Annotated in this window: 12 protein-coding genes; 11 read left to right on the top strand and 1 reads right to left on the bottom strand. The window is 70.6% G+C overall.

The genetic code is table 11. The annotated features are described in order from the left end of the window. Positions 1 to 8: 8 nt before the first annotated feature. Positions 9 to 1,208: an FAD-dependent monooxygenase gene (locus tag QSK18_RS13210; protein WP_232808871.1), complete on the bottom strand. Its 1,200-nt coding sequence runs from the start codon at positions 1,206 to 1,208 to the stop codon at positions 9 to 11. An 87-nt stretch (positions 1,209 to 1,295) separates the two neighbouring features. On the opposite strand from QSK18_RS13210, the gene QSK18_RS13205 reads away from it, so the two are divergent. The 11 genes from QSK18_RS13205 to QSK18_RS13155 all read left to right on the top strand — a co-directional run bounded on the left by QSK18_RS13205 (position 1,296) and on the right by QSK18_RS13155 (position 12,570). Then, complete coding sequence (locus QSK18_RS13205) at positions 1,296 to 1,802, top strand: MarR family winged helix-turn-helix transcriptional regulator (RefSeq protein WP_232808872.1); 507 nt, start codon at positions 1,296 to 1,298, stop codon at positions 1,800 to 1,802. Between the two features lie 102 nt (positions 1,803 to 1,904). Then, a complete protein-coding gene (gene idi, locus QSK18_RS13200; protein ID WP_232808873.1) occupies positions 1,905 to 2,492 on the top strand; it encodes an isopentenyl-diphosphate Delta-isomerase in 588 nt (195 codons plus the stop codon). 4 nt (positions 2,493 to 2,496) lie between these two features. Next, positions 2,497 to 2,817: a GntR family transcriptional regulator gene (locus tag QSK18_RS13195; protein ID WP_232808874.1), complete on the top strand. Its 321-nt coding sequence runs from the start codon at positions 2,497 to 2,499 to the stop codon at positions 2,815 to 2,817. Between the two features lie 127 nt (positions 2,818 to 2,944). Continuing rightward, positions 2,945 to 3,919: a GGDEF domain-containing protein gene (locus QSK18_RS13190; protein WP_285619157.1), complete on the top strand. Its 975-nt coding sequence runs from the start codon at positions 2,945 to 2,947 to the stop codon at positions 3,917 to 3,919. 98 nt (positions 3,920 to 4,017) lie between these two features. Further along, complete coding sequence (locus tag QSK18_RS13185) at positions 4,018 to 6,243, top strand: NADP-dependent isocitrate dehydrogenase (protein WP_285619156.1); 2,226 nt, start codon at positions 4,018 to 4,020, stop codon at positions 6,241 to 6,243. A 150-nt stretch (positions 6,244 to 6,393) separates the two neighbouring features. After that, positions 6,394 to 6,732 carry a hypothetical protein gene (locus QSK18_RS13180; protein ID WP_232808877.1) on the top strand — a complete coding sequence of 113 codons (339 nt, stop codon included), beginning with the start codon at positions 6,394 to 6,396 and terminating at the stop codon, positions 6,730 to 6,732. 17 nt (positions 6,733 to 6,749) lie between these two features. Continuing rightward, complete coding sequence (locus QSK18_RS13175; RefSeq protein WP_285619155.1) at positions 6,750 to 7,496, top strand: carbon-nitrogen hydrolase family protein; 747 nt, start codon at positions 6,750 to 6,752, stop codon at positions 7,494 to 7,496. Positions 7,497 to 7,630: 134 nt separating this feature from the next. Continuing rightward, positions 7,631 to 8,179 (top strand): hypothetical protein, encoded by a 549-nt coding sequence (locus tag QSK18_RS13170; RefSeq protein ID WP_232808879.1) that lies wholly within the window; start codon positions 7,631 to 7,633, stop codon positions 8,177 to 8,179. 109 nt (positions 8,180 to 8,288) lie between these two features. Continuing rightward, entirely contained in the window at positions 8,289 to 9,425 is a 1,137-nt protein-coding gene (locus tag QSK18_RS13165) for a hypothetical protein (protein ID WP_285619154.1), read from the top strand. Positions 9,426 to 9,534: 109 nt separating this feature from the next. Beyond that, a complete protein-coding gene (locus QSK18_RS13160) occupies positions 9,535 to 10,536 on the top strand; it encodes a hypothetical protein (RefSeq protein ID WP_285619153.1) in 1,002 nt (333 codons plus the stop codon). Between the two features lie 384 nt (positions 10,537 to 10,920). After that, positions 10,921 to 12,570 carry a sulfatase family protein gene (locus QSK18_RS13155; protein ID WP_285619152.1) on the top strand — a complete coding sequence of 550 codons (1,650 nt, stop codon included), beginning with the start codon at positions 10,921 to 10,923 and terminating at the stop codon, positions 12,568 to 12,570. The last annotated feature ends 13 nt before the right edge of the window (positions 12,571 to 12,583 follow it).

The raw sequence follows: 12,583 nt of genomic DNA, 5'->3' as shown, positions 1-12,583 counted from the left end.
TCACCGGCTCACACTGAGGCGTAGACCGGCAGTTCGGGCATCGGGCTCGAGCGGGACAGCAGCGCCCGGTGGGCCAGTCGGCGCGCCGGGCCGCTGGCCGCGATCCGGTGCGCGGTCTCGAGCACCCGGAGCCCGGCCTCGGACTTGGGAAAGATGATGCGCGGCACGCCGGGCGGGAAGGCCTGCACCTTCTCGGCGTAGGGCCGCATCACCCGCTCGTAACCACCGAAGGCCTGGGCGAGGTGCCGGTTGTCCCACCCCTGGGCCAGTTCTCCGGCCAGGACGTAGGCGCCGACCAGAGCCAGTGTCGTACCCATACCCGAGGGCCCCGAAGCCCAGGCCGCGTCGCCCGCCAGCACCACCCGTCCTTTGGTGTAGGCCGGTAGACGCACCTGGGTGAAGCGCTCGAGGTAGAACTCCTCCGGCCGGGCCGCGAAACCGTCCAGCACGCGCTCACTCTGCCACCCGACATCGGCGTAGCGCTGCCGCAGCACGTGCAACTGCGCCTCGAACGGCAGGGTCTCCAGGCCGATCGGCGGGGAGAGGAAGGCCAGGTTGGCGCGGATGGTGCCGTAGGCATCCGGCCGCAACGAAACCATACGGCTACCGGTGGTTGTCATCCAACGCCACCAGTCGTCGTCCTCAGGTGTGCGGTCGATCGTGCCGTAGGCGATGTACTCGCCCAGGTCGCGCCAGCGCACCTCGTCGCCGAACACGATCTGCCGCGTGGCCGAACGCCGCCCCTCGGCCACCACCAGCAGGTCGTAGCGCTCCTGCCCACCGCTGGCCAGAGTCACCTCCACGCCGTCGTCGAACTGCTCGACCGCGGTCACGTGATCGCCGTACCGGTGCGGGATCTCGTCCTTGGTCAGGGACAGCAGCAGTTCGGCCAGATCACCACGCAGGATCTCCATCTCCGCGGTGGGGCCGTCGTGCCCGGTCTCGGCCGGGTGCTCGCCGTAGGGGCGGCCCGCCCGGTCGACGAAACGCGTGCCGACCTCTCCGGTGCGGGCGGCCAGCACCGCCTCACGCAGGCCCATCGCCTCGATCACCTGGTGCCCGGCGTCGCGGATGTCGATGTTCTGCCCAGCGGTGCGCTGCTGGGGTGCCCGTTCCATCAGCGTCGGGGCGAACCCGGCCCGATGCAGGGCCCAGGCCACCGCCGGCCCGGCGATGCTGCCCCCGGTCACCAGCACGGTTCTCGCCATGTCGTCCACTCCCGTCCTGGATGATTACTTCACGGTGAAGTTACCTCAGTCGTGAAGTATTGCATCTCGTGAAGTAGATTGCCCTTCATGAGCGAGGAGATGCGGCCCTTCCCGCCGATCCTCCGGCCCGGCCCCCGCCTGGATCTGCTGAACCAACTGCGGGCCTACGCCGGCGAGTTCCAGGAGCTGGCCCGGCACTCGGCGCGCGGCCTGGGGCTGCACACCACCGACGCCAACGCCCTGGTCGAGGTGCTCTCGGCCGAGCGGCTGGGCCACCCGCTCTCCCCCGCCCGGCTCTCCGAGCGCGTCGGGCTCACCTCCGGCGCCACCAACGCCCTGGTCAACCGCCTGGAGAACGCGGGCTACGTGGTGCGTACCCGGGAGCACACCGACCGGCGGCAGGTCACCCTGCGCACCACCGAACTGGCCCGCGACCGGGCCGAGGCGATCTACACCGAGCCGGCCCGGCTGCTCGAGGCCACGCTGGACGGGCTGGAACCAGAGGTCCTCGAGCAGCTGACCGGCGCCCTGACGCTGCTCACCGGCACCCTGACGCAGGTCAATCAGCAGATGGCCGCAGCCCACGAACACTGATCCCCGCGCGCCGGGTGGCGCATCCGGACCGAATCAGCGAAAAAGGTGTTCCGGCCTCGCGCGTAACTCACGTGCCGGGGCCGGCCTACAGAGAGGGCATGCATGACCGTCACCAACCCGCCGACCGAACAGAGCCTCGGCGGAGCTGATCTGGTGGTGCTGCTCGACGAGGACACCAACCCCAACGGCACGGCGAACCGCCTGACCGTGCACGACACGCAGACCCCGCTGCACCTGGCCTTCTCTCTGCACCTGCTCGACGAGCAGGGCCGCACCCTGCTCACCCGCCGGGCCCTGGGCAAGAAGACCTGGCCCGGGGTGTGGACCAACACCTGCTGCGGCCACCCGCGCCCGGGTGAGGACATCACGGCGGCGGTGGAGCGGCGGGTCGGTGAGGAACTCGGCCTGCACGTGCCCGCCGAGTCGCTCAGCGTGGTGCTGCCCGACTTCCGCTACCGCGCTGTCGACGCCGGCGGGGTGGTGGAGAACGAGTTCTGCCCGGTGCACGTGGCCGTGCTCGACCCGGCGGCCGTGCCCCGGCCCGACCCGGGTGAGGTGGCCGAGTACACCTGGGTGGCCTGGCCCGACCTCTACGAGGCGGTGCGCCGCACCCCGTTCGCCTTCAGCCCCTGGCTGGTACTGCAGGCCGCGGCGATCGGCCCGGAACTGCGCCCCAGCAGCAGTTCATAAGTCCATGCCGGTCTCCGTCCACCTGCTGCTGGCCGACCACCTGGCCGCCCGCATCCAGGCCGGGCACTTCCCGCCGGGCGCCCCGCTGCCCAGCCCGCCCGACCTCGAGCACGAGGGCTACCCGGTGCGCACGGCGCGAGATGCCCTGCGCCGCCTGGCCCGCGAGGGCTGGGCCGAGCAGCGCGCCGACGGCGGTTACTACGTCACCGGCGAGAGCGCCGACGCAGAGTGGGACCTGGTGCACCGCCAGGTCGAGGCCCTGCTGGCGGCCTGGTCGGGCGAACCTCGGCAGGGCCGGGTCGAGGGCCGGCTGGACCAGGTCTGAGCCATCAGGGTGGCCGGCCCTCGACCCACCTCAACCCGGCCCGGTCCGACAGCCGATGCCGTCTGTCGAGACTTCGGGGGGACGGGTCCATGCACGCAAGCACACTCCGGCCGGCGGGTGGTCCGGCATGCCGGTGACCTCGTCCGAGGCCGGCGCCCGCCGGGCCATGCTGGTCTGCCGGATCGGTGCCGACCTGCTGAACACCCCCGGCACCGACGCATCGCTGATCCGGGTGGCCGGCTGGGGAGCGATCCGCGACCTGACCGAGGAGACCCCGGGCCTGCGCGCGGTGCGGATGGCCCGCACGGCCGACGGCTTCGGGCTGGGGCCGTGGCTGGGCCCGTTCCCCGAACAGCCCCCGGCCATCACCGGTGTTCTGGACGCCGACGTGCCGCTGGTGCACGAGGTGCTCAACCGGGCGGCGGGCGCCGCCTGCACCTGGGTGATGATCACCTATCCGCACGTCGCGCCGGACGTGACGATGGCGCTGGGGCACCCCGAACAGCTCGACCTCGAGGTGGTGCTGACCGCCCGCAGCATCCTCAACCAGGTGATGCTGGCCTACCGCACCAGCCTGGTGCACGAGGAGCTGGCCCGGACCGCGATCACCGACACCCTCACCCACCTGGCCAACCGGCAGGCCTTCACCGAGGTCCTCTACGACATCCTCGACCAGCCCGGGGCCGGTGAGGCCGCGCTGCTGCTGATCGACCTCGACGACTTCACCGCCCTGAACGAGGCGTGCGGCCGGGAGACCGGTGACGAGGTGCTGCGCCGGGTGGCCGACATCCTGCGGGAGATCGTGCGGGGCAGCGACGTGGTGGCCCGGCTCGGCGGGGACGACTTCGCCGTGCTGCTGCCCGGCATCGACGAGGCCGCGGCGCTGCGGATCGCCGAACGGATCACGTTCGCGGTGGCCACCCTGGCGGTGTCCACCCCGGGCGTGGACAGCACCGGCGCCGGGATCGGGGTGGTCGGCGTGGAACCCGGCGCCGACCTGCAGACCCTGATGCTGCGGGCCGAGGTGGCGCTGAAGGCGGCCAAGCGCCGGGGCCGTGGGCAGGTGCAGAACTGGCGCCCCGACCTGGCCACCGAGACCTGAGTGCGACCGACGGCACGCCCGCCGCCTCACCCATCACACTGCCCAGGCCATAGGCTCGGGGACGACCAGAGTCACAACTCAGGGACGGAGAGCCAGCGTTGGCGTCGGACGCTTCCACCATCATTTACACCCACACGGACGAGGCTCCTGCGTTAGCCACGTACTCGCTGCTGCCGATCGTTCAGGCGTACGCCTCGACGGCGGGTGTGACCATCGAGACCCGGGACATCTCCCTCTCCGGCCGCATCATCGCCGCCTTCGCCGACCGGCTGCCCGAGGGGCAGAAGCTCGACGACGCCCTCGCCGAGCTCGGTGAGCTGGCCAAGCGGGCCGAGGCCAACATCATCAAGCTGCCGAACATCTCCGCGTCGATCCCGCAGCTCAAGGCGGCCGTCGCCGAGCTGCGCGAGCAGGGTTACGACCTGCCCGACTACCCGGACAGCCCGGGCACCGACGAGGAGCGCGACATCCGCGCCCGCTACGACAAGGTCAAGGGCAGCGCGGTCAACCCGGTGCTGCGCGAGGGCAACTCCGACCGCCGCGCACCGGCTTCGGTCAAGAACTACGCCCGCGTGCACCCGCACCGGATGGGCGCCTGGACGGCCGATTCGAAGACCAACGTGGCCACCATGAGCGCCGGTGACTTCCGCACCAGCGAGAAGTCGGTGGTGCTGGAGAACGACGACACGCTGCGGATCGAGCACGTCGGCACCGACGGCACCACCACGGTGCTGCGCGAGTCGGTCCCGGTGCTGGCCGGCGAGGTCGTCGACGCCACCCGGATGGACGTGGCCGCGCTGCAGCAGTTCCTGAGCGCCCAGATCGCCCGGGCCAAGGAAGAGGGCGTGCTGTTCAGCGTGCACCTCAAGGCCACGATGATGAAGGTCTCCGACCCGATCGTCTTCGGCCACACCGTGCGTGCGTTCTTCCCGCAGACCTTCGAGCGCTACGGCGACACGCTGGCCGCGGCCGGGCTCACCCCCAACGACGGCCTCGGCGCCATCCTCGGCGGCCTGTCGGCCCTGCCCGACGGCGAGGCGATCAAGGCCTCGTTCGACGCCGAGCTGGCTCAGGGCCCGGCCCTGGCCATGGTCGACTCCGACCGCGGGATCACCAACCTGCACGTGCCCAGCGACGTCATCGTGGACGCCTCGATGCCGGCGATGATCCGCACCTCCGGGCACATGTGGGGCCCGGACGGCAACGAGGCCGACACCCTGGCGGTGCTGCCGGACAGCAGCTACGCCGGCGTGTACCAGACCGTGCTCGACGACTGCCGGGCCAACGGCGCGTTCGACCCGGCCACCATGGGCTCGGTGCCCAACGTGGGCCTGATGGCGCAGAAGGCCGAGGAGTACGGCAGCCACGACAAGACCTTCGAGATCGCCGAGGCCGGCACCGTGCGGGTGGTCTCCTCCGACGGCACTGTGCTGCTGGAGCACGAGGTCTCGCCGGGTGACATCTGGCGCGCCTGCCAGACCAAGGACGTGCCGGTCCGCGACTGGGTGAAGCTGGCCGTCAACCGGGCCCGGGCCACCGGCGACCCGGCGGTGTTCTGGCTGGACTCCGCCCGCGCGCACGACGCGAACCTGATCACCAAGGTCGAGCAGTACCTGCCCGAGCACGACACCGACGGGCTGACCATCAAGATCATGTCCCCGGTGGAGGCCACGGCCTACTCGCTGGAGCGGATCCGGCGGGGCGAGAACACCATCTCGGTCACCGGCAACGTGCTGCGCGACTACCTCACCGACCTGTTCCCCATCCTCGAGCTGGGCACCAGCGCGAAGATGCTGTCGGTGGTGCCGCTGATCAACGGGGGCGGCCTGTTCGAGACCGGCGCCGGCGGCTCGGCGCCCAAGCACGTGCAGCAGTTGCTGCGCGAGAACCACCTGCGCTGGGACAGCCTGGGTGAGTTCCTGGCCCTGGCGGTCAGTTTCGAGCACCTGGCCCAGACCACGAAGAACGCCCGGGCCCAGGTCCTGGCCGACACGCTGGACCGGGCCACCGGCACGTTCCTGAACGAGAACAAGTCGCCCAGCCGCAAGGCCGGGGAGCTCGACAACCGCGGCAGCCACTTCTACCTGGCCCTGTACTGGGCCCAGGAGCTGGCCGGGCAGAACGACGACGCCGAGCTGGCCGAGAAGTTCACCGCGCTGGCGGCCGCCCTGGCCGAGAAGGAGCAGACGATCCTGGACGAACTGATCCAGGTCCAGGGGCAGCCGGCCGACGTGGGCGGCTACTACCGGCCCGACCCGGCCAAGGCCGAGGCGATCATGCGCCCGTCGGCGACGCTCAACCAGGCTCTGGCCGCGCTGAGCTGATCCGATCCGCACAGTCAGTCACCGCAGCCCGTGTCCCGGCTCACCCGGGGCACGGGCTGCGGTGCTTTTCGGCCGCCGCAGGCCTTTTGGCCGATTCGAACCACCCGGCCGGTCGAACACATGTGCGAACGAGTGTGGGAGTCTTGCCCGGTGAGGGATCGGCAGGCACCCAGTTCGTTCGCAGGCTCGACCAGGCCGATCGCTGCCATCGAGAACAACCTCACCACCGAGGAGATCCCCTTCCCCGGCCGGGCGAGGCTCCAGACCGACCCGGCGAACTCCCGGCCCACCGGCCGGCACTGCTGGGTCACCGACCCGGCCGCCCCCGCGCGGCCCCTGGCCGGTCTCCTGATCGACTGGCGGCGTGACGGCGACGGCTGGTGGGGCCGGGTCATCCTGAGCACCTCCTCCCCCGAGGGCCGGGCCACGGTCACCGACACCTGGCTGCCGGCCAAGCGCCTGCGCCCCGCCCGCGCCCCTCGGCCCTAGGCGCCTATCGTGCTCCTGTGATCACGAGACGAGCCGATCTGACGGTGGCCGCGATCCAGTCGATCCCGGTGATCGGCGACGTCGAGGCCAACCTAGAAGCCGCCGAGACAGCGCTCGCCCAGGCCGCCGAGGGCGGTGCGCGCCTGGTGCTGTTCCCGGAACTGTCGCTGACCGGTTACGACCTCGACCGACTGGACGACCCCCGGCTGTGGTTCGCGCCGGGCGACGCCCGTCTGGACCGGCTGCGCAAAAGCGCCCGGGCGGCCGGGGCCGTGGTGGTTGTGGGCGTCCCCGTCCGCGTCGGCCAGCGCCGCTACCTCGCCTCGCTGGCCCTCAGCGGTAACGGCCCGGACGTCGTCGCTCCGAAAAGCCACCTACACGGCGCCGAATCAGACATCTTCGACGCAGGGCACGAGCCGGTCGTCGTACAGGTGGCCGACTGGAGCGTCGGCTTGGCGGTGTGCTTCGACACCGCATTCGCGCAGCACGCCGAAAACCTGCGCACCGCGGGCGCCCACGCGTACGCCGCCTCGGTGATCTTCACCGAGGGCGAGGAGCGCGAACTGGACCAGCGCATGGCCTCCCGGGCAGCCGACAACAATTTTTGGACGATCGCGGCCAACTTGGGTGGCTCGCCTCTCGGTCGGCGTTCGGCCGGCGGATCAGGCATCTGGTCCCCGCAGGGCGCCGTCCTCGCCCGGGCCGCGGGAAGGGACTCCGAGATCGTCTTCGGCACACTGACCGAGGCTTCCCTCAGCTCCTGATCAGCGCGCCGCTGCAGCCGGAGGGGTTAACCCCTTGTTCCGATCCGCTGTCCGGGCGATGTCGTCCATCGCCTCACGCGCCCCTGGTGTCTTACGCTCGGACGGGACAACACCTGCGGACGACGGGGATGTTCATGGCCGACGAGAGCTGGCTCGAGGACTCAGGCTCCAGCGTGCTCGCGGTCGCCACCACCTCCTTCCTGCTCCTGGTCCTGGCCCTGGTTCTGCACCAGGCGGCCCGGCGCCGGGCCTACGGAAGGCTGGCCCCGGCCGAGCGCGAACTGCTGCTCCAGGCCCTGCTTCTGGTCGTCCACAGTGGGGCCGTCGAGAAGGGCCAGAGCGCCCTGGGCCCGCCCCGCGCCCCTGCCCGGGTGCTCGGCGACCTGCTCGGTCTCGACGTGCACACGGTGGACGGGGCACTGCGCCGGCTGATCGAGCACGGCTACCTCAACGGCCTGCCCGGGTCGCGGTTCGGGGCGCTGACCACGCACCTGGAAACCACGGAGAAGGGCCGCCGGTTCCATGAGCGGCACTTCGGCACCACCGGCGGCGTGTTCGAGGCGGCTCCTCTGGGCCTGGTCGTCCTCAACGGCCAATCACCGCGATTCCGTCCGCTTCCACCCGCTCCGGACGCGCTTTCGCTGCGCCACACCGACAATCGGGCCGAACCTCCGAGTGCCTAGCCGCTGAGGACGACTGCGCCCAGTACCGTGGCAGCACCCAACGGGGGTTGCGGGCACGGGGGTCGGGTTGCGGTTCGGTCGGATAACGCGGGTACGTTTCGCGACGGGGGTGTTCGCCGCTCTCTGTACGCTCGGCCTGCTCGCACCCTCCCCTCGCGGGTACGCCCGGCCGAGCGCCCCAGGCGACATCTCGCTCAGCGCGGGGCGGTTGTTCGAGGTGGACAGCGGCGCGGTCAGTGTCTCGGGCACCCACGAACTGCGCCGGTCCGCGTCCGGCGCCTACTCCGTGAAGCACGGCCCGGCTCCGGCGATTCCGCTGACCGCGGCTCCCCGGGGCCAGCACCGGATCAAGCAGTCCGGGTCTTATTCGCTGGTCGGTGGAACGGTTTTCGTGGCTGCGCCGAGGAACGGCGCCCGGCTGATGCTGCGCACCGGCACGTCGGACACCGACCTGTTCGGCCCGCACGTGGTCTGGTCGACCGACGACGGGCAGGTGCGGCAGCGGTACCTGAACCCGGAGGGCCCGGTGAAGAAGATCCTGGCCCGCAGCGGGGCGGCCGGGCCGGTGGCGGTCTGGGGCCCGCGATCGGCCTACCTGGACACCGAAGGGCGGATCCACATCCTCGGGAACCTCGGCTACGAGCGCCGAACCGTCCCGGCCGGTCGCCGGGTCCGGGATCTCCGGCTGAACTACGCCACGCTCTCCTGGACGGCCGACGACGGCAGCGTGCACGTGATGGATCTCGGCGAGGCCGAACCACGCCGGTACAAGCTGGCTCTGCGGCCGCCCTACGCCGTCGAGGGACGCCAAGTCGCCGGGATCGACGCCCAGGGGCGCGTGCGGGTGCAGAACCTGCCGTTCACCCCGGGAAGGCAGGCCCCCTGGCTGATCTCGTCGCAACTGTCCACCGAACTGGAGGCCGGGAAGCCCTGGAAGCCGCGTTTCGACGTGTCCAAGCCACTGACGAACGTGCGCCTCACCCTGCTCGGCTCCGGTTCGGCGCTCGCCACCCTGCAGTCGAAGGCTCCCTTCGGCACCATCGGCGGTTTTCGCTGGGACGGCCGTGACCACTCCGGCCGAGCAGTGCCCCCCAGTTGCTACACCTGGGTCCTGCAGGCCGAGGCGGCCGACGGCAGCGGTCCGGTGATCGGTGACCTGGGACCGGAACCGGGCGGGAGCCTGAACCTGACCCCGGTCGGCGGCTGGCCGGACGGTCTGGGCATGGGCTGCTGGAGCGGGTACTGAAGGCGCTCACGGGCGGATCGGCCGAGCCACCCCTCCCCCGAACACGCCACAGAACTACTCGCCGGTCAGGCCTAGTTTGTCGCACTGGCCGAGAAGACGGGAGACCGGGATGACGGCGCGCACCAGCGGGCGGCGACTTCGCACCGGGGTGGCCGGTCTGCTGCTGGCGACCCTGCTGCCCAGCCTCACCGCTCCCGGCCCGGCGGCGGCCCGGCCCGCCGAACTGACCATCCTGGGCTTCGATTCCGGCCGCCTGGCGGTACTGCGCAATGACGCCACCATCCTCGCCGCACGCCCGGGAGCGCCCCTGACCCAGGTGGCCCAGGCCCGGCTGCGCCAGGGCTGGCGGGAGAACTACACCGACCTGCACGGCCGCGTCCTGCGCTGGACCGAGGACGCGGGCCCCGGGATCACCCTGCACCGGCTCGACCTGGCCAGTGGCCGGGAAAAAGCCTGGCGCACGCCGGAACAGCTGGTCGCCTGGACCCCCCGCGGCTGGATCGGATACCAGAACGACCGTCTGGTGCAGCATTTGCGGGGCGGGGTGAGGCGAGAACTGCTCCAGCTGCCCGCGGGCGGCTACGAGAGCACTCCCTACGTGGTCAGCGACGGTGAGCGCACGCTGGTCTACCGTCACGGGCGCCTGCTGCTGGTCACCGACGACGGGCGCACCACCCAGGCGCTGTACGACGCCGGCGAGGGGCCGAAGTTGCTCTCGGGCATGACGTTGACCCCCAGTTCGGTGGTCTGGAGCCTCGCCGCCGCCCCCGACGGTTCCTCCCCGAGCACGGTGGTGCGCCTGACGCCGGCCACCGGCGAGACCACCGAGATCGAGTCTCCGGGTGAGCTCGCGGCCGCCACCGACGAAAGCATCGCCGTGGTCGCCACCCACGCGTCGGCCTCGCCCACGGCCGACGACCGCCACACCGTGCACCGCTGGAACGGCTCGTCGTGGACGCAGGTGCACTTGCCGGGGCGGGCGGACGAGAGCGGCAGCCCCGAAAGGATCAGCGGCCCGGTCACTGACGGAACGAGCTTCTACCTGACGGTGGGCCCGGGCATCTACCGGATCCAGGAGAACGCCACCACCCGTCGCGTCGCCAGGAGCTGAGCCTCGGACTGAACGGCCGGTTAACGGTCGGAGTGCGTTCTTGATCAACGGGAGTTAGGCTCGACCGTTCACCCGGTCGGCCACGTGACGATCGCCACGTTCTCAGGCTCTTCACAGCTTCTCACCGGGCTCTCATACTTCCCTCACATTGCGCCATCGGCGCAGTTCAGCGCGTCTGCACCGATTCCGATGAACGACCCTGAGGGTCTCCCGGCGGTGAAGAACCCGCGCCGCCGCCGATCCGGGGCGGTGCAGTAAGGGTTCGAGCGAGTTGTGGCGCCAATCGTGACTTATGCGGTCGACTAGGCTGCCACTCCCCCTGATTGACGCGACCCGACCCGGTGGCTGACCTTGGCCGGCGGTGACGGCTGCGGAAGGTGCGAGATGCTGAAGAAACGCGCGGTGACCGTTGTGGCCGGCCTGACGGTGGCTGTCCTGGCCGCCTGCAGTGCCCCCCAGACACCCAGCGTGAGCAGCGTCGAGGGCGACCAGGCGGCGGTGGCGGCCTCCGGGTCCAAGCCCAACATCGTCTTCGTCCTGGTCGACGACCTGGCCACGAACCTCGTCGAGTACATGCCGACGGTGAAGGCGATGCAGGACGAGGGCGCCTCCTTCGAGAACTACTTCGTCAGCAACTCGCTGTGCTGCCCCTCGCGCGCCACGATCTTCACCGGCCGCTACCCGCACAACACCGAGATCATCACCAACACCGCGGCCACCGGCGGCGGGTACTACATGTTCAAGGGCCGCGCGCTCGACCAGGACACGTTCGCCACCGATCTGCAGGCGGCCGGGTACCGCACGGCGATGATGGGCAAGTACATGAACGAGTACCAGCCCGGCTCCCCGAAGAAACCCTCGGCGAACAACCCGGCCGGCTGGGACGAGTGGGCCCTGGCGGCCAGCGGCTACGCCGGGTTCAACTACAACCTGAACCAGAACGGCGAGGTCGTGCACTACGGCCGGGCCGAGCAGGACTACCTGACCGACGTGATCTCCGAGCGCGGCCAGGACTTCATCAAGCGGGCCGCCGCCGAGGGCGAGCCGTTCATGCTCGAGCTGGCCCCGTTCACGCCGCACAAGCCGTACGTGCCCGCCCCGCGCCACGAGAACCTGTACAAAGACCTCAAGGCGCCGCGGGTGGCCTCGTACGACAAGAAGAACAAGAACGCCCCCAGCTGGATGGCCTCGCAGAAGCTGACCGGCCCGCGCAAGAAGAAGATGGACGAGCAGTTCCGTCAGCGGGTGCGCACCACGCTCTCGATCGACGAGATGATCGCCGACGTGAAGGCCCAGCTGCGCGAGAGCGGCGTCGCCGACAACACCTACATCGTGTTCAGCTCCGACAACGGCTACCACATGGGTGAGCACTCCCTGATCTCCGGGAAGATGACGGCGTTCAGCACCGACATCCAGGTGCCCCTGGTGGTGACCGGTCCCGACGTCCCGGCCGGGGTGAAGGTCGAGGACCTGGGCTCGAACATCGACCTGCGCTCCACCTTCGGCGACCTGGCCGGGGCCACGGTGCCGGCCAGCGTGGACGGTCAGAGCCTGGCCCCGCTGTGGAGCGGCGGCACCAACGACCGGCAGCATCTCCTGGTGGAGCACAAGGGGATGGAGGTCGACAAGATGGATCCGGACACCGGCATCTTCCGCAGCCCCATCCCGCCGAACTACGCCGCCCTGCGCCACCGGGACTGGCTGTACGTCAAGTACAACAACGGCCAGCGCGAGTACTACGACCTCACCAGCGACCCGTACGAGATGAACAACATCGTCGGGAAGATCACCAAGAAGCGCCTGCTCACCCTGGACCGCCTGCTCAAGGATGTCCGGCAGTGCGCCGGGCAGGAGCAGTGCACCCACGCCCACGCCGAGCCGGCCTCGGTCTCGGAGTTGCGGCAGGCCCGGAGGCGGGCCAAGGCGAAGGCCGACGAGCTGCTCGAGGAGAGCACCTCGCCCTCGGCCACGGCCACCCCTTCGCCGAGCGCATCGAGCACCCCGCTGGGTGCCGGTCTGCCCTCGGCCAACTGATCTCCGGCTCCCC

It is taken from the genome of Kineosporia sp. NBRC 101677 (assembly GCF_030269265.1).
In the GTDB taxonomy this organism is placed as follows: domain Bacteria; phylum Actinomycetota; class Actinomycetes; order Actinomycetales; family Kineosporiaceae; genus Kineosporia; species Kineosporia rhizophila.
The sequence above is the reverse complement of the archived record's forward strand: the minus strand, read 5'-3'. Positions and strand labels throughout refer to the sequence as shown.